24 protein-coding genes are annotated in these 22,453 nt (G+C 69.1%); 16 read left to right on the top strand and 8 right to left on the bottom strand.

Going from position 1 to position 22,453, the window contains the following annotated elements; all coding sequences use genetic code 11:
- The first annotated feature begins 1 nt into the window (after position 1).
- The 3 genes from AB0E69_RS10020 (at position 2) to AB0E69_RS10010 (ending at position 3,417) form a co-directional block, all read left to right on the top strand.
- Positions 2 to 1,021, top strand: coding sequence for a DUF2330 domain-containing protein (locus AB0E69_RS10020; protein ID WP_360142289.1), 1,020 nt, complete (start codon positions 2 to 4; stop codon positions 1,019 to 1,021).
- 19 nt (positions 1,022 to 1,040) lie between these two features.
- Positions 1,041 to 1,748 carry an A24 family peptidase gene (locus AB0E69_RS10015; RefSeq protein WP_360142288.1) on the top strand — a complete coding sequence of 236 codons (708 nt, stop codon included), beginning with the start codon at positions 1,041 to 1,043 and terminating at the stop codon, positions 1,746 to 1,748.
- Between the two features lie 85 nt (positions 1,749 to 1,833).
- Positions 1,834 to 3,417: a BBE domain-containing protein gene (locus AB0E69_RS10010; protein ID WP_360142286.1), complete on the top strand. Its 1,584-nt coding sequence runs from the start codon at positions 1,834 to 1,836 to the stop codon at positions 3,415 to 3,417.
- 1 nt (position 3,418) lies between these two features.
- On the opposite strand, the gene AB0E69_RS10005 is transcribed toward AB0E69_RS10010, so the two are convergent.
- Positions 3,419 to 4,534, bottom strand: coding sequence for an ADP-ribosylglycohydrolase family protein (locus AB0E69_RS10005; RefSeq protein WP_360142284.1), 1,116 nt, complete (start codon positions 4,532 to 4,534; stop codon positions 3,419 to 3,421).
- A 125-nt stretch (positions 4,535 to 4,659) separates the two neighbouring features.
- On the opposite strand from AB0E69_RS10005, the gene AB0E69_RS10000 reads away from it, so the two are divergent.
- The 6 genes from AB0E69_RS10000 (at position 4,660) to AB0E69_RS09975 (ending at position 9,757) form a co-directional block, all read left to right on the top strand.
- Positions 4,660 to 4,857 carry a hypothetical protein gene (locus tag AB0E69_RS10000; RefSeq protein ID WP_360142282.1) on the top strand — a complete coding sequence of 66 codons (198 nt, stop codon included), beginning with the start codon at positions 4,660 to 4,662 and terminating at the stop codon, positions 4,855 to 4,857.
- A 57-nt stretch (positions 4,858 to 4,914) separates the two neighbouring features.
- Entirely contained in the window at positions 4,915 to 6,114 is a 1,200-nt protein-coding gene (gene aroC / locus AB0E69_RS09995; RefSeq protein ID WP_360142280.1) for a chorismate synthase, read from the top strand.
- Positions 6,111 to 6,611, top strand: a complete 501-nt coding sequence (locus AB0E69_RS09990) for a shikimate kinase (RefSeq protein ID WP_360142278.1) — start codon at positions 6,111 to 6,113, stop codon at positions 6,609 to 6,611. Before aroC ends, AB0E69_RS09990 begins: the two co-directional genes overlap by 4 nt.
- Entirely contained in the window at positions 6,608 to 7,708 is a 1,101-nt protein-coding gene (gene aroB, locus AB0E69_RS09985) for a 3-dehydroquinate synthase (RefSeq protein WP_360142276.1), read from the top strand. The genes AB0E69_RS09990 and aroB overlap by 4 nt, the downstream gene beginning before the upstream one ends.
- Positions 7,709 to 7,760: 52 nt before the next feature.
- Positions 7,761 to 7,997, top strand: coding sequence for a hypothetical protein (locus AB0E69_RS09980; protein ID WP_360142274.1), 237 nt, complete (start codon positions 7,761 to 7,763; stop codon positions 7,995 to 7,997).
- 113 nt (positions 7,998 to 8,110) lie between these two features.
- On the top strand, positions 8,111 to 9,757 hold the full coding sequence (locus AB0E69_RS09975) for a Gfo/Idh/MocA family oxidoreductase (protein ID WP_360142272.1): 1,647 nt from the start codon (positions 8,111 to 8,113) through the stop codon (positions 9,755 to 9,757).
- A 691-nt stretch (positions 9,758 to 10,448) separates the two neighbouring features.
- On the opposite strand, the gene AB0E69_RS09970 is transcribed toward AB0E69_RS09975, so the two are convergent.
- The 3 genes from AB0E69_RS09970 to AB0E69_RS09960 are packed head-to-tail and all read right to left on the bottom strand — an operon-like array spanning position 10,449 to position 14,081.
- Positions 10,449 to 11,444: a hypothetical protein gene (locus AB0E69_RS09970; RefSeq protein WP_360142270.1), complete on the bottom strand. Its 996-nt coding sequence runs from the start codon at positions 11,442 to 11,444 to the stop codon at positions 10,449 to 10,451.
- Complete coding sequence (locus tag AB0E69_RS09965) at positions 11,441 to 12,082, bottom strand: RNA polymerase sigma factor (RefSeq protein ID WP_360142268.1); 642 nt, start codon at positions 12,080 to 12,082, stop codon at positions 11,441 to 11,443. The genes AB0E69_RS09970 and AB0E69_RS09965 overlap by 4 nt, the downstream gene beginning before the upstream one ends.
- A gap of 19 nt (positions 12,083 to 12,101) precedes the next feature.
- Positions 12,102 to 14,081, bottom strand: coding sequence for an AAA family ATPase (locus AB0E69_RS09960; protein ID WP_360142266.1), 1,980 nt, complete (start codon positions 14,079 to 14,081; stop codon positions 12,102 to 12,104).
- Positions 14,082 to 14,135: 54 nt separating this feature from the next.
- On the opposite strand from AB0E69_RS09960, the gene AB0E69_RS09955 reads away from it, so the two are divergent.
- From AB0E69_RS09955 to AB0E69_RS09945, 3 genes are all read left to right on the top strand, one after another.
- Positions 14,136 to 14,738 carry a helix-turn-helix domain-containing protein gene (locus tag AB0E69_RS09955; RefSeq protein WP_360142264.1) on the top strand — a complete coding sequence of 201 codons (603 nt, stop codon included), beginning with the start codon at positions 14,136 to 14,138 and terminating at the stop codon, positions 14,736 to 14,738.
- Positions 14,739 to 14,791: 53 nt separating this feature from the next.
- A complete protein-coding gene (aroQ, locus tag AB0E69_RS09950) occupies positions 14,792 to 15,229 on the top strand; it encodes a type II 3-dehydroquinate dehydratase (protein ID WP_360143016.1) in 438 nt (145 codons plus the stop codon).
- A gap of 424 nt (positions 15,230 to 15,653) precedes the next feature.
- Complete coding sequence (locus AB0E69_RS09945) at positions 15,654 to 16,331, top strand: response regulator transcription factor (RefSeq protein WP_360142262.1); 678 nt, start codon at positions 15,654 to 15,656, stop codon at positions 16,329 to 16,331.
- Between the two features lie 12 nt (positions 16,332 to 16,343).
- On the opposite strand, the gene AB0E69_RS09940 is transcribed toward AB0E69_RS09945, so the two are convergent.
- A complete protein-coding gene (locus tag AB0E69_RS09940) occupies positions 16,344 to 16,946 on the bottom strand; it encodes an NAD(P)H-binding protein (RefSeq protein WP_360142260.1) in 603 nt (200 codons plus the stop codon).
- Positions 16,947 to 16,948: 2 nt separating this feature from the next.
- Positions 16,949 to 17,851, bottom strand: a complete 903-nt coding sequence (locus tag AB0E69_RS09935; RefSeq protein ID WP_360142258.1) for an EamA family transporter — start codon at positions 17,849 to 17,851, stop codon at positions 16,949 to 16,951.
- A gap of 73 nt (positions 17,852 to 17,924) precedes the next feature.
- Here AB0E69_RS09935 and AB0E69_RS09930 point away from each other — a divergent pair, with 73 nt between their 5' ends.
- On the top strand, positions 17,925 to 18,422 hold the full coding sequence (locus tag AB0E69_RS09930) for a MarR family transcriptional regulator (RefSeq protein WP_360142256.1): 498 nt from the start codon (positions 17,925 to 17,927) through the stop codon (positions 18,420 to 18,422).
- Positions 18,423 to 18,428: 6 nt separating this feature from the next.
- Positions 18,429 to 19,595 carry a methyltransferase, FxLD system gene (fxlM, locus tag AB0E69_RS09925; RefSeq protein WP_360142254.1) on the top strand — a complete coding sequence of 389 codons (1,167 nt, stop codon included), beginning with the start codon at positions 18,429 to 18,431 and terminating at the stop codon, positions 19,593 to 19,595.
- Here the strand turns inward: fxlM and AB0E69_RS09920 are convergent.
- Positions 19,579 to 20,385, bottom strand: coding sequence for a hypothetical protein (locus tag AB0E69_RS09920; protein WP_360142252.1), 807 nt, complete (start codon positions 20,383 to 20,385; stop codon positions 19,579 to 19,581). The two genes, fxlM and AB0E69_RS09920, sit on opposite strands and share 17 nt — an antisense overlap.
- Positions 20,386 to 20,519: 134 nt before the next feature.
- Here AB0E69_RS09920 and efp point away from each other — a divergent pair, with 134 nt between their 5' ends.
- Positions 20,520 to 21,083 carry an elongation factor P gene (gene efp / locus AB0E69_RS09915; protein WP_360142250.1) on the top strand — a complete coding sequence of 188 codons (564 nt, stop codon included), beginning with the start codon at positions 20,520 to 20,522 and terminating at the stop codon, positions 21,081 to 21,083.
- A gap of 24 nt (positions 21,084 to 21,107) precedes the next feature.
- Complete coding sequence (gene nusB / locus AB0E69_RS09910; protein ID WP_360142248.1) at positions 21,108 to 21,518, top strand: transcription antitermination factor NusB; 411 nt, start codon at positions 21,108 to 21,110, stop codon at positions 21,516 to 21,518.
- Positions 21,519 to 21,819: 301 nt separating this feature from the next.
- Here nusB and AB0E69_RS09905 read toward each other — a convergent pair whose 3' ends face one another.
- Positions 21,820 to 22,335, bottom strand: a complete 516-nt coding sequence (locus tag AB0E69_RS09905; protein ID WP_360142246.1) for a transcriptional regulator — start codon at positions 22,333 to 22,335, stop codon at positions 21,820 to 21,822.
- Positions 22,336 to 22,453 lie beyond the last annotated feature (118 nt).

The following is a 22,453-nucleotide window of genomic DNA, read 5'->3' as shown; positions in this document are numbered from 1 at the left end:
CGTGAGGCTTTGGCGCATCGTCCTGGCACTGGCTGTGCTGGGCATCGGAGTCACGCCCGCCTGGGCCTGCGCGTGCGGCGGTTACCTGCCGGACGCGCAGTCCCGGGCCAGGGCATACGGCGAGAACGCGTTCGTCCGGCAGGACGCCGGGACCGAGCAGATCACGCTCTCGATGGCGATCAACGGCGAGTCGAAGAAGGCCGCCTGGATCATGCCGGTCCCGGCCGCCGCCAAGGTCGAGCTCGGCGACAGCGAGCTGTTCTATCGGCTGAACCAGCTGACCCGGCCGAAGACGGTCATTCGTCACACCTACTGGCCGTTCCGGAACGTCGGCCTTGGTCGCAGCGACTCCGCCGGCAGCGCTGCGGCGCCCGGGGCGGGCGTCAACGTCCGGCAGCAGATGGTGCTCGGGCCGTTCCAGGTCGCGCGACTGGACGGGTCGAGCGGGTCCGCGGTCACGGACTGGCTGCGCACGAACGGGTACGTCGTACCGGCCACGCTGGCCGCGAACCTCACGCCGTACCTGAGCGAGAAGTGGGAGATCGTCGCGGTCAAGCTCGCGCCGAAGCGGGCCGGCGAGACCATGTACGGCGCGACGCCGCCGCTGAAGCTGACGTTCGCGTCGGACCGGATCGTGTACCCGATGAGGCTGAGCAAAGGCGCGACGACACCGCAGACCGTGACGGTGTACGTCGCGACCGCGCATCGGGTCGACGCGACCAAGTCGCCATCGGCTGAGGTCAAGCCCGAGTTGCTGTTCGCAGGCAGGGTCGAGGACGCCGCGCTCACGGCTCCGGCTGACTACCTGACCGCTTACACCGCGACGTACAACGAGCCGGGTCGGATCAGCGACGACTTCACCTTCGCGGCCGCTGCGAACGACGACAGCTTCCAGCGGGTCGACTACGTGACGCGCAACGACGGGTCGTGGAGCACGATCGGCGTTCTGGTCGTGCTGCTCGGTGCGGTGGTGGTTCTGGTCTGGCGGTTGTCCACAGGGCGTGCCCGGAGACGAGCCTGATCGTCTAGGCTCGTGCTTCGTGCCGGCTGACCACGGATTGCTCGCTGCGGGGATCGGCGTGCTCGTGTGCGGGCCGGCGGCGTACCTGCTGGGGCCGTGGCTGATGCGGCGCATTCCCGAGCCGGTGCTGGACGAGGGCGACACGAAGATCCCGTACGCGTCGCTGGCCGGTCCGCGGGCGGCGTACTGGTGTGGTGGGGTGGCCGCGCTAGCGGGTGGGCTGCTCGGGTGGCTGCTCGGGATGGACGTCGTACTCCCGGCGTGGTTGGTGCTGGCGGTGTCGGGTGCGGTGCTCGGGTACATCGACGCGCGGACGCGGTTCCTGCCGTCGGTGATCATCTGGCCGACGTACCTCGTGGTCGGGGTGGCGTTGCTGGCGGCGGCACTGGTGTCGGGGGAGTGGGACGCGTTGTGGCGGGCGGCGCTCGCCGGGGCGATCGGGTTCGGGGTGTTCTACCTGCTGTGGTTCGCGTTCCCGCGCGGGGTCGGTTTCGGGGATGTGCGGTTGTCCGGACTGCTCGGGCTGGCGCTGGGCTGGCTCGGGTGGGGCGAGTTCGCGTCCGGGCTGTACGGCGGGTTCTTCCTCGGGGCGGTGGTCGGGATCGTGCTGATCGCGGCGCGGGTGATGACCCGCAAGCAGATGGTCCCGTTCGGGCCGTTCATGCTGGTCGGCGCGCTCGCCGGCGTGGTGCTCGGCCCGCCGCTGGCGGGCTTGTACGCCGGATAGCTGATGCGCCGGCTCAGCCGGATGGTGGATGTGCGCGCGATGCCTTGCTTTCTAGGGTCGAAGCATTCGATCTGGGGAGGAAGTTATGCCAGTCAGCCGTCGTGGCCTGTTGGCCGGAACCGCCGTCGCGGGCGCCGCACTCGCGATCCCGGGTACTGCGTCCGCGGCGCCGGCTGCCGCACCGAGTGGAAAGATCCGCGCGGACGATGCGCGGTACCAGGACCTCGTGCAGCGTGGCCAGAACAAGCGCTTCACCGCGCGACCGGAGTACGCGCGGGTGATCCACTCGACCGATGACGCCGTCCAGGCCGTGCAGGAGGCCGTCCGGACCGGTAAGCGGATCGCGGTCCGGAGTGGTGGGCACTGCTTCGAGGACTTCGTCGACAACAGCGCGGTCGAGGTGCTGCTCGACATGTCGACCCACGACGAGGTGACGTGGGACCCGAGGTACCGGGCGTTCTCGATCGGTGCGGGTGCGATCCTCGAGACCGTCTACAAGGAGCTGTTCTACGGCTGGGGTGTGACGGTGCCCGGCGGCGGCTGCCTCGGTGTCGGGGTGGGCGGGCACTTCAGTGGTGGCGGGTACGGGCCGCTATCCCGGAAGTACGGCTCGGTCGTCGATCACCTGTACGGCGTGGAGGTCGTGGTCGTGGACGCCCGGGGCCGCGCACGGTCGGTGGTCGCGACGCGGGACAACGCGTACCGCGACCTGTGGTGGGCGCACACCGGTGGTGGCGGCGGGAACTTCGGCGTCGTCACCCGGTACCTGATGCGGTCGGCCGGCTCGGACGGGCGGACGCCGGAGAAGTCGTTGCCCAAGGCACCGGCTGCGTTGCTGTCCAGCATCATCTTGTACGACTGGTCCAAGATCGACCAGGCCGGGTTCGTCCGGGCGGTACGCAACTGGTTCGACTTCTTCGTGGCGCACAACACGGCGGACTCGCCGTACGCGACGCTCTACGCGCCGTTCCTGCTGACGTCCGTTGCTGCCGGCAACTTCCTGATGTCGAACCAGATCGACGCGTCTGCGCCGAACGCGGCCGGGCTGCTGAAGACCTTCCACGCGGCGATGCTCGAGGGCCTGGACCCGAAGCCGCAGGTGATCGAGGTACTGGAAGGGCCGTTCCTGCAGCGGACGATCCAGCGCTCGATCGCCGAGGCGCCGAACACGACGCGGAACAAGTGGAAGGCCGGCTACCTGCGCAAGGGCTACACCGACGCGCAGATCGAGACCATCTACCGCGGCCTGCAGGACCCTGACCACAAGACCGCCGAGACGACCGCGCTGCTGATCCCGTACGGCGGGAAGGTCAACACCGTCCGCCCGGACGCGACGGCCACCGCGCAGCGGGACGTGGTCGCGAAGATGGTGCTCGCGGTGAGCTGGTCGTCGGAGGCCGAGGACGACACCGAGCTCGCGTGGACGCGGAAGTGGTACGCCGACCTGTACGCCGCGACCGGCGGCGTACCGGTGCCGAACGCGACGAACGCGGGGTCGTACATCAACTACCCGGACGTGGACCTGGCCGACCCGGCGTACAACAAGTCCGGCGTGCCGTGGCACGACCTGTACTACCTGGGCAACTACCCGCGGCTCCAGCAAGTGAAGACGAAGTGGGACCCGCGCAACGTCTTCCGGCACACGCTGTCGATCGAGCCATCCAGGTGAGTCACCAGCCGGGGTAGCGGGTGGTCCACGCGGTGTGCGGTCCGTAGTCGCCGTGCAGTCGCGTGGCCCGGGTGAACTCCAGGGCGAAGTCGTCGGCCAGTTGAAGGATGACCGGGCGGCCCTCCACGGTGAAGACGAGTTCTGCAGGTAGGGCAGTCTCGCCATGGAGGGCGCCTAGCAGGTTGCCGCAGATCGCTCCGGTGGAGTCACTGTCGCCGGAGTGGGTGACGGCAAGCGCCAGGGCGTCCAGGAACTGCTCAGGCGCCGGGTAGGCCAAGGCGGCGTACACCGCGATCGCCAGCGCCTCCTCCGCGACCCAGCCCCCACCGAGCCGCTCTACCGTGACCGGTCCGGGCTGAGCGGTCGCAGCTAGGTGCCGGGCGAACGCGAGCGTCGTACTGCTCTCCTCGTGGCCCGGGTGCTGCGTGAGCAGAGCTGTGGTCGTGTCCAGGGCTGCGTCGAGCGTGGCGCCGGCACACAGCTCGTGGACGATGGCCGCCAGCGCACCTGAGGCGAGCTTGCCGGTCGGATGCCCGTGTGTGTAGCCCGCAGCGGTGGCGGCCGAGTCGAAGACCCACTCCGTCGTGGCCGGCTGGGGGAGGAGTCCGAACGGCGCGACCCGCATCACCCCACCGCAGCCCTTGGAGTCGTTGACCGCCTCCGCACCGAACTGCGGGATCTTCTGCTCACCCTTGCGGGCCTCGGTGAGCGCACTGAGGCAGGTGTTGCCCGGCGCACGCCGTACGTAGAGCCACTGCTCAGCCTGCAGCCAGCCATCCCGGTCGCCGCTCGGCCCGGACAGCAGCTGCGTGTCCAGCCAGCGGTCGTACGCATGCTGTACGACGCCCACCGTGAACCCCAGCCCGCGGTCGGTGCGGACACTCGCCCGGATCAGCCCCTCGACCGTGAACAGCGTCATCTGGGTGTCGTCGGTGATCGTGCCCTCCGGCCAGCCCGGGCCGCCGGAGACGAAGCTGCGGACGCCGTCCGGGTGCTCGGCCAGGATCGTCCGCGCGTCCTGGAACTCCACCGGACCACCCAGCGCGTCGCCGATCGCACCGCCCAGCAGGCACCCGCGGACCCGCGACCGCCACGTCTCTTCCGCCTCCCGAGTCATGCCAGGACCCTATCGGGGGTGGTGCCAGCGCTACCCCGAAGACGGGTTCCAGAGCCAGTTTCCCGGCGGCCTCCGACCCATAACGTCGTGGGTAGAACGAATCGAGTCCTCCGAAGGAGCGCATGATGACCACCGCATTCCGTCGTACCGCCGGGCGCCTGGCCGTGGCGGCCCTCGCCACCACCGCCCTCACGGGCGCCGCGATCGCCGGCGGTCAGGCAGCCCACGCCACCACCAGCTGCTCGCCGATCGTGAAGACCTTCAACGCCGTCCTCGCCGTCCGCGAGCCCTCCGCCACCCAGACCCCCGCGACCTGCAGCTGACCTCGGGCTGGTGAGACCGCTGTCCGGGGGCTGGGCCGGGCATGGAAGAATTGCGGCATGCTGCGCTGGCTCACCGCCGGCGAGTCGCACGGACAAGCGCTCGTCGCCGTACTCGAAGGTCTTCCCGCAGGCGTTGAGGTGACCACGGACGACGTGGCCGACGCCCTGGCTCGTCGACGGCTCGGCTACGGCCGCGGCGCCCGGATGAAGTTCGAGCGGGACGAGGTGACGTTCGTCGGCGGGTTCCGGCACGGACGCACGCTCGGCAGCCCGATCGCGATCCAGGTCGGCAACACCGAGTGGCCGAAGTGGGAGCAGGTGATGAGCCCGGACCAGGTCGACGCGGAAACGCTCGCCGGCCTGGCCCGCAACGCCCCGCTGACCCGGCCGCGGCCCGGCCACGCGGACCTGGCCGGGATGCAGAAGTACGGGTTCGACGAGGCCCGGCCGGTGCTCGAGCGGGCGAGTGCCCGCGAGACCGCCGCCCGCGTGGCGCTCGGCGAGGTCGCGGCCCGTTTCCTCCGCCAGGCGTACGGCGTGACGATCGTCAGCCACGTGGTCGAGCTCGGCACGGTCAAAGCGCCGTACGGCGTGATCCCGGCGTACTCCGATGTCGCCACGCTGGACGCGGATCCGGTCCGCTGTCTGGACCCGGACGCGAGCAAGCAGATGGTCGCGGAGATCGACGCCGCGCAGAAGGCCGGGGACACGCTCGGCGGCGTGGTCGAGGTCGTGGTCGACGGTCTGCCGCCGGGGCTCGGCAGCTACGTGCACTGGGACCGGCGGCTCGACTCCAAGCTGGCCGGTGCGTTGATGGGCATCCAGGCGATCAAGGGTGTCGAGCTCGGCGACGGGTTCGAGCTCGCGCGGATGCCGGGGTCGAAGGCCCATGACGAGATCGTGGCCTCCGATGGTGCCGTCCGGCGCACGAGTGGCCGCTCGGGTGGTACCGAGGGCGGCATGAGCACCGGCGAGACGCTGCGGGTGCGAGCCGCGATGAAGCCGATCGCGACGGTGCCGCGGGCGTTGCGGACCATCGACACGTCGACCGGGGAGGCAGCGTCGGCGCACCACCAGCGCTCCGACGTCTGCGCCGTACCGGCGGCCGGGATCGTGGCCGAGGCGATGGTCGCGCTGGTGCTGGCGGAGGTTTCGCTGGAGAAGTTCGGCGGCGACTCGGTGGGGGAGACGGCGCGCAACCACGAGACGTACCTCGCCAACCTGCCGAAGACGATCGCCCCGCGGGAGTGGGAGTGAGCCCGCTCGTCGTCCTGGTCGGCCCACCGGGCTCGGGCAAGTCGACAATCGCGGCCCTCCTGTCCACCCGCCTCGGCGTCCCGCACCGCGACACCGACGCCGACATCGAGGCGGAAGCCGGCAAGCCCATCTCCGAGATCTTCGTCGACGAGGGCGAACCCCACTTCCGCAAACTCGAACGCGCCGCGATCGTGGCGGCACTCGCGTCCGACGGCGAGGTCCTGTCCCTGGGCGGCGGCGCCATCCTGGATCCCGAAACCCGAGCCGACCTGGCCAACCACACCGTCATCTACCTGGACGTCACCCTCGCCGAAGCCTCCAGCCGAGTAGGCCTCAGCGTCGCCCGCCCCCTCCTCCTGGGCAACGTCCGAACCCAACTCCGCAACCTCATGGAAGCCCGCCGCCCCCTCTACACCGAAGTAGCCACCCTCACAGTCCTCACCGACAAGAAAACCCCAGCCGAAATCGCCGACGAGATCCAGGAGCACCTCGGATGACGTCCGAGCCCATCAGGATTCGGGTAGCGGCTGGGGCGCCGTACGACGTTGTTGTTGGCAACAACTTGTTGGGCGAGTTGCCGGGGCTGCTTGGTGAAGGTGTGCAGCGGGTTGCTGTCATCCATCCGAGAGCACTTCGGTCGACGGGTGATGCGATCCGCGACGACCTGACCGGCACCGGCTACACCGCGCACGCGATCGAGATCCCCGACGCGGAGGAAGCGAAGACCGCCGAGGTGCTCGCGTACTGCTGGTCCGTACTCGGACAGGCCGGCTTCACCCGCTCGGACGCGATCGTCAGCGTCGGCGGCGGGACGACCACCGACCTCGCCGGGTTCGTCGCCGCGACGTGGCTACGTGGGGTGAAGGTCGTACACATCCCGACCACCCTCCTCGGCATGGTCGACGCAGCGGTCGGCGGCAAGACCGGCGTCAACACCGCCGAGGGCAAGAACCTGGTCGGCGCATTCTGGGAGCCCGCCGGCGTACTCTGCGACCTCGCGGCCCTCGACACCCTGCCGCACAACGACTACGTCAGCGGCCTCGCCGAAGTCGTCAAATGCGGCTTCATCGCCGACCCCGTGATCCTCGACCTGGTCGAGAAGGACCCGTCCGGCGCCACCACCCCGTCGTACGCCGCGACCGAGGAGCTGATCGCCCGCTCGATCCAGGTCAAGGCCGACACCGTCGGCGCAGATCTCCGCGAGCGCACCACGACCGCCGGCGGCAAGATCGGCCGCGAGGCACTCAACTACGGCCACACCCTCGGCCACGCGATCGAACGCCTCGAACGCTACAAGTGGCGCCACGGCGCCGCCATCAGCATCGGCATGGTCTTCGTCGCCGAACTAGCCCGCGCCGCCGGCCGCCTGGACGACCCGACCGCCGACCGCCACCGCACCATCCTCGAGTCCCTCGGCCTCCCCGTCACGTACCGCCCCGACGCGTGGCCGCATCTCCAGGACGCAATGAAGCTGGACAAGAAAACCCGCGCCGACCGCCTCCGCTTCGTAGTACTCGACGGCCTGGCAAAGCCCACGATCCTAGAAGCCCCCGACCCCAGCCTCCTAATCGCCGCCTACACCGAAATCAGCTGACCGCCGCGCACGGCGGAGCAGCTGGCCGTGGCGTACGGCGGGTCAGCCGACCGTGGCGTACGGCGGAGCGGCTGACCGTGGCGTACGGCGGGTCAGCCGTCCGTGGCGTACGACGGGTCAGCCGGCCCGGCCGCGGCGTACGACGGGTCAGCCGACCGTGGCGTACGACGGGTCAGCCGGCCGCGGCGTACGACGGAGCAGCCGACCGTGGCGTACCGCGGAGCAGCCGGCCACGGCGTACGACGGAGCAGCTGGCCGCCTCGGCTGTGTACCTGACCGCCGGAGGTGATCGAGTGATCGGGAGATGCTCGGCTGACCAGATCCGGTCAGGATGTGGGCTCGTGCTTGCCTCCGGGGTGATCGGTCGAGCATCCTGGTAAACCCTTGGAAAGGGCTTTCCATATGAGTGACCGTAGTTTCCGGATCGCGATCGTCGGAACCGGTGGGATCGCCAATTCGCACGCGAAGGCGGTGAAGGCGCAAGGAAAGCGGGCCGAGCTCGTCGCCGGCGTAGACGTCGACCTCGGGCGGGCAAAGGAGTTCGCCGCGAAGTGGGACGTCCCGTCGGCCTACTCCAGCCTCACCGACCTGCTCGCGGCAGACCACGTCGACCTGGTCCACATCTGTACGCCGCCCAGCTCGCACGCACCCCTGATCACCGAATGCCTCGCCGCGAACGTCAACGTACTGGTCGAGAAACCACCCACCCTCACCCTCGACGAGCTCGACGCCCTCCTCGAAGCCGAAGCAGCCTCCTCCGCCCAAGTAGCCTGCATCTTCCAACACCGCTTCGGCTCCGGCGCCATCCGCCTACGAGAACTCCTCACCCCCACCACGCCGAGTCCCGCCACCGGCCGTACCACCGCCACCTCCGCCGGTGGTACGGCCGCCTCCGCCCCCACCGGCGGTACCACGGGCTCCGCCGGTGCCCCCGGCCAGTCCGTCTCCGGCGGTGCAGTCACCTCCGCCGACGCCACCACTGCCACCGGTGCGACTGCCAGCGGTGCCGCCGCCCCCGCCACGTCCGCCGGTGCCGCCGCCAGCAGCACGTCCGCCGGTGCCGCCACTTCCGCCGCCACCACTGCCAGCGACGCCGCCGCCCCCGCCACCTCCCGCAGTACCTCCGCCCCCGCCACCTCCGGCAGTACGTCCGCCCCCGCCACCTCCGGCAGTACGTCCGCCCCCGCCACCTCCGGCAGTACGTCCGCCCCCGCCACCTCCGGCAGTATGTCCGCCCCCGCCAGTGCCTCCGCCCCCGCCTCCGCCGCCACCGGTGGCGTCACCACTGCCGACACCACCACTGCCAGCGGTGCCACCGCCACCTCCGGCAGTACCACCGCCTCGGCCGCCACCTCCGTCCCCGCCGGCCCCGCCGGTGTCGCCGCCGCTGGCGGGGCTGTGTTGGGGCGGCCGTTGGTTGCCTTGTGTAACACGGTGTGGTTTCGGGATGACGCGTACTTCGCGGTGCCGTGGCGTGGGACGTTCGACGTCGAGGGGGGTGGGCCGACGATGGGGCACGGCATCCACCAGTACGACCTGCTGCTGTCGGTCCTCGGCCCATGGGAGAAGGTGATCGCGCTCGCGGCCCGGCAGGCGCGGCCGACGCAGACCGAGGATGTGTCGATGGCGATGGTGACGTTCGAGAACGGCGCGGTCGCGTCGATCATGAACTCGCTCGTCTCCCCGCGTCAGACCTCCCAGCTCCGCTTCGACTGCGAGAACGCGACCGTCGAGCTTGAGCACCTCTACGGCTACCAGAACCCCAACTGGACCATCACCCCGGCTCCCGGCCATGAAGACGTCGCCGACGCCTGGTCCGCCAACCTGCCCGACATCCCCAGCGGCCACGCCGCCCAGTTGGCGGCTGTCCTCGACGCCCTCACCGCCGGCACTCCGCCACCCGTCACCCTCGCGGACGCCCGCAACACCATGGAACTCGCCGCCGCCATCTACGCCTCCGCCTTCACCGACAAACCAATCCACCGCGGCGACCTCACCCAAGACTCCCCCTACGCCCACCGCATGGGCGGCCCCGGCACCCCCTGGTAGCCACCCCGGCCGGCCGACAAACCCAGCCAACCAACCGGCTGGCCGGCCAGGCCGGGTACAACGAGCCGGCCGGTCAGCGAGCTGCTGACACGTAACCGATTGGTCGGCAGAGCTGCTGACAAGTACCCGGTGGTCAGCTCGTCGAAGTGCTGGAAGTGCTCGACGCTGAGCTGGCGAGCCTGCTGTCGACCGTCCGGTCGGTTGGCCAAGCCGCTGGCAACTAGAGCCGGTTGGTCGGCGGAGGAGGACGCGAAGCGGTAGAAGATGCTGGAGCGCGAGCTGCTGACAGGTACTCCGGGTTGGTCGGCTCGTCGAGGTGCTGGAAGTGCTCGACGTTTAGCTGGCGAGGCTCCTGTCCACCGTCCGGTCGGCTGGCCAGGCCGCTGGCAACTAGCCGCTTGGTCAGCGGAGCTGCTGACAGCTAATCCGGTGGTCAGCTCGTCGAGGTGCTGGAAGTAGCCGCCGTTGAGGTGGCGAGGCTGCTGACAACCGACCGGTCGGCTGGCCAAGCGCCAGACAGCTAGTCGGTTGGTCAACAAACCGCAGACGACCAACCGGTTGGTCGATAACGCTCCAGTCAACCGACCGGTTGGTCGACGACGTTCCCAGTCGACCGACCGGTTGGTTGGTGGAGCCGCTGGCAACTTACCGGGTGGTTGGTGGGGGCGTCGCCGGTCAACCGGTTGGTTGTTCAGCGCCAGATGTCGAGGGTGCCTGCGTGGGGGCGGAAGTTGTCGGGGGTGACTTTGGCGGTGTCTACTCGGGTGGTGCCGGGGGTGGGGGTTAGGCCGCCGCCGCCCTTTTGGTCTCCGGGGGCGTCCAAGAGGTTGCCGGCGTGGTCCAGGACCTGGGTCTCGAGGCGTACCTGGTCACCGGGCTTCAACGCCGTCGACTTGTCCCAGGACCTGAGGTAGACCAGACCGTCCACGGCGTCGCCCACGTACCACGGGCCGGTGTGGCCGCCCACGATCCAGCGCTGGCGGACGGACGCGACCCGGTCGTCGACCCGGTACCACAGCTCCCGGACCAGCAGATCAGGCGTCTTGTCGAATTCGATGAAGTAGTACCCGCTGTTGCCCTCGGTCGGCGCCGCGGGGTGGGTGGCGTCCGGCGGGTTGAGGGCGATCTTGCTCTTCCGGGCCTCCACCGGGTCGCCGCCGACCACCGATGCGGACAGTCCCTTGAGCGTGCCCTCGCAGGCGTACCGCAGGCCCTCGGGTTCAGTCGTGAACGCGATCGTGATCGCTTCCTTGCCCGGCACCCAGTTCCGCACCCTCACGGCGTGGGTGAGCTGCGTCGCCCGGCTCGAGATGCCCAGTTCAGCCAGGCACTTCGCAGCCGCGTCCTTCTTTTCCGCGGCCGACAGCGGACCGAGGTCGATGTGGACGTCCCCGGCCGGTCGAGACTTCGAAGGCGCCGACGTCGACGTGTGGGCCGACGTACCGGTCGAAGGGGAGTGGCCGGCGGCCGGTGCCTGGGAGCGATTGTGGTTCGTGGCAACGAGTACGCCGCCGGCGACCAGCGCGATCGAGGCTGCCGCGCCGACCGGCACCAACCAGGTACGGCGTCGATGGCCTGCGTGCCGGGTCGGTGCGTTCGCGGTCGAGCTCGGGTCGTCCGAGAGGACGCGTTCGAGGATGTCCTGCTTGTGCGGGAGTGGGCGGTTCGCGGGGAGTTTGGTGATCATGACTGACCTTCCGGGCCGAGATCGAGGAGGCCGGCGAGCGTCGTACGTGCTCGGGCCAGGCGGGACTTGACGGTGCCTTCGGGGATGCTGAGGGCGCGGGCGGCTTCGGACATCGAGCACTCGGACCAAATGACCAACTCGACCACCTCCCGTTGTTTCGCGGGCAGCCGGTCGACGATGCGGCGGATGTCGCTCATCGCGCGCTCGTCGTCGACCCGGGCCGCTGTCGCGGCGGAGTGGTCCGGTTCCGCCGTACCGCCGGCGTCGACCAGTTCGATCCGCTGCTGCAACGCGGCCTGCCGGCGCGTGGTTCGGAGCGCGTTGCCGCACTCGTAGCCGGCCATCACCAGCAGCAGCGGTCGCGCCGAGTCGAGCTGCAGTTCGTCGACCCGCCCGGTTCGCGCCCGACGCCAGAGCGTGGTGAACATCGCCTGGACGACGTCCTCCGCCTGCGACCAGGACGCCGTACGCCGGAACGCGAAGTTGTACACGGCATCGCTGTGCCGGTGGAACAACTCGGACAACGCTTCCTCATCGGCCAGCCGCAACCGTTCCCACAGCGCGCGGTCGGTACCGACCACCTGCCCAGGCCCGTTCGGCCTCTGCGGCATCGTGACCCCCAGCAATCGTGGACTCATACCCGGAAGAGTCCGGCGGTCAGCCCAGGAGTTCGGTCGGCAGCGGAAGATTGTGCAGGATGTCCAGCCGGGAGACCGCTCTCGTCAGCACAACGTAGAGCCGGTTGAGGCCACGAGGCTCGGCCGCGACGATCTCGGCCGGCTCGACCGCGATCACATGGTCGTACTCGAGCCCTTTCGCCAGACTCGCCGGTACGGCGGCCACCCGCCCGTCGCCGTCCGCTGCAACCACCTCGATCCCGGCCGCCTTCAGCGCGTCCGTCAACGCCGGGAGCTGATGATCAGCTGCGATCACTCCGATCGATCCTTCGACCAAGAGCGCTCTTTGGACGTTCTCGACACAGGCGACCGCCAGATCGTCAACCGATCGAACGATCAGCTCGCCGTCGGAGCGGAACGACCTGGTCGGTGGCACGGACACGCCGAGCGGCCCGAGCAACCGGTTCGACAGCTCGACCACGGTCGCGGGCACCCGATAACCAGTGGTCAAGGCAACGATCTCCGCCGCCGGCTTCCCGAGGTAACCGAGTTGCGTTTTCCAGTCTGCCGTCGCCCACGGCGTCGTACCCTGCGCCAGATCGCCGAGCACCGTGACCGATCCGTGCTCGCTCCGGCGGCCGATCGCCCGGCACTGCATGGGGGAGAGGTCCTGAGCCTCGTCGACGATCACGTGTCCGTAAGTCGCTCCGCGCTCCAGCAACGCGCTGACCTCGTCGAGCAGTACTGCGTCCGCCGTCGTCCACCGCGCGGTCTTCGCCTTCCGCGGCCGCGGCCAAGCGATGGCGCGTTTCTCTGACTCGGTCAAGATTCCATCGGCCGCCGGCGCCGGATCGCTCAGCACCTCGGCCAGTACGTCGTCGGCCTTCAGCTTCGGCCACACCACATCGACGTCCGGCGTGACCGCTCGCGCCATCCGCCGCAGCCAGACCCCGTTGCAGTTCTGCCCGCGCGCCTCCGCCTGCCGCTGCAGCGCCGCGACGAGCCGCGCGATCACTCGATCACGCCCGATCAGGTACGCCGTCGCATCCGCCGCAGCCTCGGTGACCATCTCAGCGAACTCGTGCTGGTTCACCCGCCACTTGTACGACTCGTCGCTGACCACGACCGCATGCTCCGGCTGTCCGATGCGCGAATAAACCGCTCTCCGCAGTACGTCGGCCATCCGCACGTCGTGCTTGACCTGAGCCGCGGCCGGCGAGTCGGTCGCCCGGGCGTCGTGATCGAGCATGCCGTCGATGGTCGTCTGCTCGACATCGACCTCGCCGAGGGTCGGGAGTACGGCGGAGATGTAGTGCAGGAAGGCCCGGTTCGGGCCCAGGACGAGGACGCCGTTGCGCTTCAGCCGCGACCGGTGGGCGTAGAGGAGATAGGCGGCCCGGTGCAGGCCGACCGCGGTCTTGCCGGTGCCCGGAGCGCCCTGGATACAGACGGAGACCTCGAGTTCGGTCCGGACCAGGGTGTCCTGCTCCGGCTGGATGGTCGCGACGATGTCTCGCATCGGTCCGACCCGTGCTCGCTCGATCTCGCGCCGCACCAGGTCGCTGTTCGTTTGCTCGCCCGCGATCAGTCGCTCATCCTCGAAGCTGGTCAGCGTGTTCCCGGACCACCCGAAGCGCCGACGGGTCTCGATCCCGCGCGGATCGGTCGCTGATGCCTGGTAGAAGGCCGCCGACACCGGGGCTCGCCAATCGATCACCATCGGCGGCCGCCCGATCGCGTCGGAGATGTGCCGTCGGCCGAGGTAGTACGTCTGCCCGCGATGATCAGCAGCCGTCGCGTCGTCGCCGTACCGCGTCAGACCGAAGAACGGCGGGTTGTCGCCCTCCTCGCCCATGTCCCGGGCCAGCGTCTTCAGGTAGAAACCGAGCCGCTCGGCGGTGTACCGGTCGCCCCAGGTGTCCTCGCCGACCACCACGTTCTCCCGCGCGCCGGTCACCATCCGGCGCAACGCCTCCCGGCACCGCTCGGCGTACTCGCGCTCCGCACTCAGGTCCCGCATCGTCCTCCCAAAAGATTAACTCGGTCAATCTTTTGCCTAGGTTAACATAGCCCGGTGACCGGACTTCGCGAACGCAAGAAGCAGCAGACGTACGACGCCCTCTCGGAGGCCGCGATCGCGCTCTTCCTGAAGCACGGGTACGACGAGGTCACGGTCAACGACATCGCCGCCGCCGCGGACGTCTCCAAGCCGACCCTGTTCAAGTACTTCGCGAGCAAGGAAGACCTGGTGATGCACCGGATCCTGGACCACCTCGGTGAGCCGGCGCGCATCGTCGCGGCGACCACGGCCCCGCCGGTCGACGTCCTGCGCGAGCACTTCTTCCAAGGCCTCGCCGCGCGCGAACCCACCACCGGTCTGAACGACCACCCCCAGGTGCTCGCGTACTACAAGCTCGTCTTCACCACGCCGGCGCTGGCGACACGGCTGCGCGAGTTCGCGGACGACGACGAGAAGACCCTCTCCGACGTCCTCGGCGGAAGCCTCGCAGCGGAGCTGCTGGCCGCGCAGCTGCTCTCCACGCGCCGCATCCTCGCCTACCGCAACTGGCTGGCCCTCTCAACCGGCCGCACCGCCGCCCAACGCTTCCCAGCCGCGACAGCCGAGGCGGACGAAGCGTTCGCAAGAATCCAGCCCCTGCGCTCACGCCTCCACTAGCGGCGCTCGGACATCTAGGGTGATTGGGCTACTAGGGTGAGGCTGTGACGGATGTGAGCAGGCGGGTGCTGGTGCTGAACGGGCCGAACCTCGGGCGGTTGGGGTCGCGGGAGCCGGAGAAGTACGGGACGACGACGTTTGCCGAGCTCGTCGGGGTGTGTGAGAAGACCGGGGTCGAGCTCGGGTTCGAGGTCGAGGTCCGGCAGACCGACGACGAGGCGGAGCTGGTCGGGTGGCTGCACGAAGCGGCCGACGGGAAGCTCCCGGTCGTGCTGAACCCGGCCGCGTTCACGCACTACTCGTACGCGCTCCGGGACGCGATCGCCCAACGGACCGCGCCGCTGATCGAGATCCACCTGACCAACCCCGCGACCCGCGAGGAGTTCCGGCACACCAGCGTCGTCGCCGGCGTCGCCACCGGCACCATCGCCGGCTTCGGCCTGGACTCCTACCGTCTGGCCCTCCGCGCCCTCACCACCCTCGACACCTGACCCACCCTCGGCACCTGACGCACCGTCGGCACCTGACGCACCGTCGGCAGCTAACCCATCTCGACACCTGGCTCCCCGACACCTGCCGCCCCGACACCTGACTCACCCTCATCTCCTGCCACGACCGATCTGGTCGTAACTACGCTGCCCTTTCGGGCATCTAGGGGGTGTGGGCAGGTTTCGGGGCGACGGGACAAGCGATCGGGTGAGATGCCGGTGAAATGCCGGTGGTTCACCCTTGGCGTTGGGTCGTGACACCGGCCGGCACTCGCCGGCGCTGGCCAGCACCAGCCAGCACCGGCCGGCGCTGGTCTGAAGGCTGGCTGAAGGGTCGGGGGCACGATCGGAATCGACGATTTTGGGGGTTCGTATGACTACGGATTCGATCCGTTCCGTTTCTCAACGCTCTGGGGGAGTGGCAAGCATGACGACGCAGCACCGTATTCCTGTCTGGGTGAAGGCGCTCGACCCGTTGTCGCAGTTCGGGTTGGTGCACGCGCTCAGGCAGCGGCCGGAGGTTGCGCTGATCAGTGACGCCGACCTGGCGGCGTTGCAGCAGGGTCAATCGGTCGACGACTACCAGCGCACCGCCCCGCCAGTGGTCGCGTTGGTCGCCGTCGACTCGCTGGATGCGGGGGCTGTCCAGGTACTGCGGGCCGCAGCGCAGCGCGGCTGTCGCCGTACCGTCCTGATCGGGAGCACGATCGACGACGACGCGCTGATGACCGCGGTCGAGCTGGGGGTGTCCGGCGTACTCCGGCGCTCCGAGGCGACCGCCGACCGGATCGTGCACCTGCTGCGGGCCGCCGCGGCGGGTGACGGCAGCCTGCCTCCGGATCTGCTGGGCCGGCTGCTCGGGCAGGTGTCGCGGATGCAGCGGCACGTGCTGGCGCCGCGCGGTCTGTCCCACACCGGGTTGTCCGACCGCGAGACGCAGGTACTGCGGCTGGTGGCCGACGGCAAGGACACGCAGGAGATCGCCCGCGAACTGTCGTACTCGGAGCGGACGGTGAAGAACGTCCTCCACGACGTGACCAGCCGCCTGCAACTGCGGAACCGCTCGCACGCCGTCGCCTACGCCCTCCGCGAAGGCCTCATCTGAAACCACCCGGCGCTAATAGCCCACGGTGAAACGACCACGGGAGTGCTGCGGGTGCTCCGCCTCGTCCACGAGGGCGATGGCGAAGTCCTCCAGCGACACCGACGAGTTGCCCGCCTCGTCGGTGACCAGGTGGTCGAGACCCTTTCGGTAGCTGCCTGTCCGCTGCCCCGGTTCAAGCAGGGCCGGCGGGCTGACGTACGTCCAGTCCAAGTCGGCCGCAGCACGCACCACGGCGTACTGCTCGTTGCAGGCGCGGGCAATCGGCAGTAGGTGGTCCGGAAAGTCCGGAGCCTCCACCAACTGAACCTCCAGGCCTGGGACGAGCAGACTGGCCGCGCCACCGACCAGAATCAGCCGTACGCCGCTGGCCCGCAGCCCGAGCAGCAGCCCCTTCGCCGCACCGACGAGCTCGTCCTCCCGACCGGCGCGCGGGCGGGTCGCACTGATCACTACGTCGTGCCCAGAGCTCAGCCGGGCGACGTCCTCCGGATTCGCCGCGTCTCCACGGACCGGACCCGCCCGGCTGACTCCGGTCACCTGATGACCGCGAGCAAGTGCTTCCTGCACGACCCGACTGCCAACTGCGCCACTGGCACCCCAGACGAGGATCCGCATGGTCAGCTCCTCTCCCCAGCGGTGACGAGGACTGGCGTCTCCGGCGCTACCTTCGTCCGACGGCGTACCTGTGCAGTGATCAGAGCAGCGAGGACGATCAGCCCGCCAAGAGCCTGCAGAGCACTCAGGTGCTGGTCCAGCACCAGCCAGCCCAGCGTGGTCGCAGTGACCGGGCTCATCAGCGACAGGAAGGTCACCTCGGTCGGAGCGAGCGCCCGGATGCCACGGAACCAGAGGGTGTAGGCAAAGGCCGAGCCGACCAGGGCCAGGTACGTGTAGCCGGCGATGTTCCGGAAGGTGAAGGTCGGCAACGCCCCCTCCACCAGGAAGGCGACCGGCAGCAGCACCAGACCACCAGCCGCGAGCTGCCACCCGGTAGTGGCCAGCAGCGGAGCAGGCGACGTCCAGCGCTTGCTGAGTACGACGCCGAGCGCCATCACGACCGCCCCGCCAAGCGCGGCCAGCACGCCTAACGTGTCCAGGTGTGCGGTCGCCCGCAGTACCAGCAGGCCGACGCCGAACACACCGGCGATCGCGGTGAGCACAGTGCGCAGCGAGAGCTTCTGGCGAAGCAGACCGGCCGACAGCAGCGCGACGAGCAGCGGCTGGATCGCTCCGACCGTCGCTGCCACCCCACCGGGCAACCGGTAGGCGCCGACGAAGAGCAGGGCGTTGAAGGCACCGATGTTGAGGGTTCCGAGGATCAGAGCGCGCCACCACCAGTCACCGCGCGGCAGGACCCGGGTGATGGCGATCAGCAGCAGACCGGCCGGTAGCGACCGCAGCAGCGCGGCCAGGAGCGGACGGTGGGGCGGAAGGAACTCCGTCGTGACCAGATAGGTGGTTCCCCAGATCACCGGCGTGATCGCGGTGACGAGGAGCAGTGAGAGTCGATTGCTTAGCACTAAGATAAAGTATCTCAGCACTAAGCAACTTTCAATCCCTCAGCGCTAAGCAATCTGGCGGTAAGGTGAGGAGATGGCAGATCACGTCGACCTGGTGCTCGAGCAGTGGGCGACCCAACGGCCTGACCTCGACGCGTCGCCGATGGGCATCATCGGGCGGCTCAGCCGGCTGAACGCGCTGTTCGACACCGCGATCCGGCGCAACTTCGCCCGGTACGACCTGGATCGCGCCTCGTTCGACGTGCTCGCGACGCTGCGCCGCAGCAACTCCGAGCACCGGCTGACCCCGGCCGGTCTGATGCGCTCGTCGATGGTGACATCCGGCGCGATCAGCCAGCGGCTGGACCGCCTGGAAGCCCGCGGCCTGGTCACCCGGACGCCGAGCGAGACCGACGGGCGGGGCGTGACCGTGACGTTGACCGCCGAGGGGCTGGAGCTGATCGACAAGGTGGTGCCGACCCACGTCGACACCGAGCACGAGCTGCTGGACGGCCTGTCCGCGGGGGAGCGGGACCAGCTGGCGAGCCTGCTCCGGACCCTGCTGGAATCGCTCGGGGACAAGCGGGACTGAGCCATCATGGGTGCCCTAGGCAACGACTCGGCGCAGTCGCTGCGGGCGGCCCTGACCCGGCACCTGGTCACCGAGGGCACCATCCGGGACGAGCGGCTCGCAGCCGCGTTCCTGGCGGTCCCACGGCACGTCTTCGTGCCGCGCACCCCGCTGAGGATCGCGTACGCCGACGACGTGGTGCTGATGAAGCGCAACCAGGCCGGTGAGGCGATCAGCTCGGTCTCCCAACCCAGCATCATCGCGCTGATGCTCGAGCAGGCAGCGGTCCGGCCCGGCGACCGGGTGCTGGAGATCGGGTCCGGCGGCTACAACGCCGCACTGCTCCGCGAGCTCACCGGCCCGGACGGCTCGGTCACCACGCTGGACATCGACCCGGAGGTGACGGAGAGGGCCCGGGCGACGCTGGAAGCGGCCGGGTACGACGATGTCGCCGTACTGCGGACCGACGGCGAGTTCGGTGCGCCCGACGGGGCGCCGTACGACCGGATCGTGGTGACGGTGACCGCGTGGGACATCGCACCGGCCTGGGTGGCCCAGCTGCGGCCGCACGGACGGATCGTCGTACCGCTGCGCGCGCGGGGACAGACACGGTCGATCGCCTTCGACCGTGTCGGGGACCATCTGGAGAGCCGGTCCAGCACGTTGTGCGGCTTCGTCAGCATGCAGGGCGTCGGAGCGAACTACGAACGGCTGCACCCCATCGAGGACGAGGTGGTCTTCGTGACCTACGACGAGGACCAGGAGGACGAGCCGCACCCGCCGGACGGCGTCCTGGCGCAGCCGCGCCTACAGGTGTGGTCAGGGGCGACAGTGGGTCGCGAGGAGCCGTTGCTGGACCTCCACCTCTGGCTGGCGAGCACACTGCCCGGGTACTGCGTCCTGTCCGGTAGCGAGTGGTCTGGTGCACCGGCTGTGGCAACCGCGGACAGCCTCGCGTACCTGACGTCTCGACCGACCCGGCAGCGCAAGGTCGTGCAGCTCGGCTGCAATGGGTTCGGTCCGGCCGCTGCCGAGCTGACAGCGCGGCTGACCGACCAGGTACGACGCTGGCACGCGCTGCACCGGCATGGTCCGGGGCCTGCGTTTCAGGTGTACCTGTCGCGCGAAGAGCGGCCGGCGGGCTTCCGCATCGCCCGGCGGCACAGCTACATCGCTGTCACGTGGCCTGAGTAGTTCCCGGCCGCGGTGCGTTGCGGACGGTCTGCCAGAGCTCGTCGATGTCGGACCGGTCGTCCGGCTCCGGGTTGTCGACCCAGCCGCTGGCCCAGACGTTCTCCTCGCGGTCGTCGAGGTTGAAGATCGACTCCGCGAACGCGGCGGACCCTACGTACCTGTTGTCGTCCTCGTCGGGCTCTCTGTCTGGATCGGCCGCCTTGGCAGGTGCGACGAGCGAGCGGGCGTACTGCTGTGCCTCCAGGATGCCCAGCTGGCGCTCCTCGCTCAGCAACCGGACGGCGCCGACCTCGTTGCCCGCCTTCATCAGGTCGCGCACGCGGGCGTCCAGGTCCTGGTTGGTCGACGGCAGGTTGTTCTGCTGCGCGCGGTGCATCGGCGGCTGGTAGGGACCCGGGTTGTACTGCGCCGGCGGCTGGTACTGCGCCTGCGGGTTGTACTGCACGATCGGCGAGTAGGGCAGTGGGGTGTTCCGCGAGCCGGGGCCTTGTGGCTGCCGCCCCGCCGCGAGCACCTGCTGGAGAGCGGCCGTGACCTGCTGGCTCGTCGGGGGCGTCCCGGCCTGCGCCGGGAACGAGCCCGGCTGCAGCGGACCGCCCTGGTTGGCCGCCTGGGTGAACTGCCCCTGGAACTGCACCGGCTGGTTACCGCCTTGCTGGGCCTGGATCCGCTCGATCAGCTTCTGCACCCGCGGGCTCGGCGTACCACTGGTCCGCTGGGACTGCTGCTTGGCCTTGCCGATGATGCTCACCACGATGAACACGATGACGAAGATCGCGAACTCCCACATCGGCCGCCTCCGTGATCCAACAGTCGCCGCTCCGACTCTCAGCGTAGGCCCTCCCGGGTCCGGAGTCGGAAGAAACCAGGAGTGACCGCTACTATTACGTGTTACCGCTGATCAATTTCGAAGGGCTTACCCGCGTGGCGACGACGAACGACCTCAAGAACGGCATGGTGCTCGACCTGGACGGCCAGCTCTGGTCCGTCGTGTGGTTCCAGCATCACAAGCCGGGCAAGGGCGGCGCCGTCGTCCGGACCAAGCTGAAGAACGTGCTCTCCGGCAAGGTGGTCGACAAGACCTTCAACGCCGACGTCAAGGTGGAGATCGCCACCGTCGACAAGCGCGACATGACCTACCTGTACAACGACGGCACGGCGTACGTGTTCATGGACAAGTCGACGTACGAGCAGCTGAACATCCAGCCCGAGGTGGTCGGTGACGCCTCTCACTTCCTGCTGGAGAACCAGGACGCCATCGTCGCGGTGCACGAGGACCTCCCGCTGTACGTCGAGCTCCCGGCCTCGGTCGAGCTCACCGTCCAGTACACCGAGCCGGGCCTGCAGGGCGACCGCTCCAGCGGCGGCACCAAGCCGGCCAAGCTCGAGACCGGCTACGACATCCAGGTCCCGCTGTTCCTGACCACCGGCGAGAAGGTCAAGGTCGACACCCGCACCGGGGACTACCTCGGCCGCGTCACCTCCTGAAGCCCGAGAGACTGACAACAGAACATGTCTGCCCGTAGCAAGGCCCGCAAGCGCGCACTCGACGTGCTGTTCGAGTCCGAGGTCAGGGGACTGCCGGTCGGCGGCACCCTGGCCGACCGGGTGGCCGACAACGACCCGCCGGTGAACGAGTTCACGGTGGCGCTGGTCGAGGGTGTCGCGAAGCACATCGAGCAGATCGATGACCTGCTCGAGACGCACTCGGTCGGCTGGTCGCTGGACCGGATGCCGGCCGTGGACCGCAACATCCTGCGGATCGGGAGCTACGAGCTGCTGTTCGACGACCAGGTGCCGGACGTGGTGGCGGTGAGCGAGGCGGTGGCGATGGCGCGGGACCTGTCCACCGACGAGTCGCCGGCGTTCGTCAACGGCCTGCTGGCCCGGCTGCTGCAGCTGAAGCCGACGCTGGGCATCTGAACCCTGGGCATCTGAAAGAACCTGGGCATCTGAAAGACGTTCGCTGAGGGGCGAGGGGGGCGAGCCCTCTCGGGGTGATCCTCAGTCTGGGAAGAGATTCCCGGTGATCGAAGCCCGGTGACCGTCTCGGTACGGTCTCCGGGCCAACTCATGCTTCCCCGTTGGTGGCTCGGGGGGAACGGCCCCGGCCGTGCGGCTGGTGAGGTGTACCTGCCGCAGGTACTGCTCTGTTCGGTTATAGGTGGCAGGCGGGCGGCCGTGGGCAAGCTGCTACGAGCCCCGACCGTCTCTACTGCCTTCGTCAGGCGCCTGCTGCCTCGGACGCGTCCTCGACGTCGCCCTTCGCCTCCGGGTTGAGCACGCCCCAGGAGATGAAACGCTCGGTCAGCGTCGTCGGCGACTCGTCGTAGATCACGGCGAGCGTCCGCATGTCGTCCTGCCGGATCGACAGCACCTTTCCGTTGTAGTCCCCGCGCTGAGCCTGGATCGTGGCGGCGTACCGCGTCAGCGGACCCGCCTCGCTCGCGTCGAGGTGCTGCAGGGCCTCCAGGTCGAGAATCAACCGGGGCGGAGCCGCTGCCGCGGCGGCCGCACTGGCCGAACCTGGGAGCAGTTCACGGATCGGCACGCCGTAGAAATCGGCGAGCTCCGCGAGCTTCTGGACCGTGACGGCTCGATCGCCGCGCTCGTACGAGCCGACGACGACCGCCTTCCAGCGACCCTTGGACTTCTCTTCCACGCCATGCAGCGACAGCCCTTGCTGCTGGCGGATGGCACGTAGCTTGCCACCCAGTGTCTTCGCGTATTCGCTAGGCACGCTGGTCTTCCCTCCGACTAGTTTCGTCATGTCCGGCCCCGTTTTGGTGACGGTCCGGAAGGTGAAACCCCCCTCGATTACACAGAGTAACAATATTCTGGGTCGGAGGCCAGCGTCA

It is taken from the genome of Kribbella sp. NPDC026611, from assembly GCF_040638345.1.
Lineage (GTDB): Bacteria > Actinomycetota > Actinomycetes > Propionibacteriales > Kribbellaceae > Kribbella.
Note: the sequence above shows the minus strand (reverse complement) of the source record. Positions and strands in the feature narration are given on the sequence as shown.

Excerpts from the sequence above, each read along its gene's own strand:
- AB0E69_RS09920 (WP_360142252.1), bottom strand. The coding sequence starts at position 20,385 with ATGTGGGAGTTCGCGATCTTCGTCATCGTGTTCATCGTGGTGAGCATC.
- fxlM (WP_360142254.1), top strand. The coding sequence starts at position 18,429 with ATGGGTGCCCTAGGCAACGACTCGGCGCAGTCGCTGCGGGCGGCCCTG.
- AB0E69_RS09970 (WP_360142270.1), bottom strand. The coding sequence starts at position 11,444 with ATGATCACCAAACTCCCCGCGAACCGCCCACTCCCGCACAAGCAGGAC.
- AB0E69_RS09960 (WP_360142266.1), bottom strand. The coding sequence starts at position 14,081 with ATGCGGGACCTGAGTGCGGAGCGCGAGTACGCCGAGCGGTGCCGGGAG.
- aroB (WP_360142276.1), top strand. The coding sequence starts at position 6,608 with ATGACGTCCGAGCCCATCAGGATTCGGGTAGCGGCTGGGGCGCCGTAC.
- AB0E69_RS09975 (WP_360142272.1), top strand. The coding sequence starts at position 8,111 with ATGAGTGACCGTAGTTTCCGGATCGCGATCGTCGGAACCGGTGGGATC.
- AB0E69_RS10000 (WP_360142282.1), top strand. The coding sequence starts at position 4,660 with ATGACCACCGCATTCCGTCGTACCGCCGGGCGCCTGGCCGTGGCGGCC.
- AB0E69_RS09940 (WP_360142260.1), bottom strand. The coding sequence starts at position 16,946 with ATGCGGATCCTCGTCTGGGGTGCCAGTGGCGCAGTTGGCAGTCGGGTC.
- AB0E69_RS09945 (WP_360142262.1), top strand. The coding sequence starts at position 15,654 with ATGACGACGCAGCACCGTATTCCTGTCTGGGTGAAGGCGCTCGACCCG.
- nusB (WP_360142248.1), top strand. The coding sequence starts at position 21,108 with ATGTCTGCCCGTAGCAAGGCCCGCAAGCGCGCACTCGACGTGCTGTTC.
- AB0E69_RS09965 (WP_360142268.1), bottom strand. The coding sequence starts at position 12,082 with ATGAGTCCACGATTGCTGGGGGTCACGATGCCGCAGAGGCCGAACGGG.
- AB0E69_RS10010 (WP_360142286.1), top strand. The coding sequence starts at position 1,834 with ATGCCAGTCAGCCGTCGTGGCCTGTTGGCCGGAACCGCCGTCGCGGGC.
- AB0E69_RS10005 (WP_360142284.1), bottom strand. The coding sequence starts at position 4,534 with ATGACTCGGGAGGCGGAAGAGACGTGGCGGTCGCGGGTCCGCGGGTGC.
- AB0E69_RS09930 (WP_360142256.1), top strand. The coding sequence starts at position 17,925 with ATGGCAGATCACGTCGACCTGGTGCTCGAGCAGTGGGCGACCCAACGG.
- aroC (WP_360142280.1), top strand. The coding sequence starts at position 4,915 with ATGCTGCGCTGGCTCACCGCCGGCGAGTCGCACGGACAAGCGCTCGTC.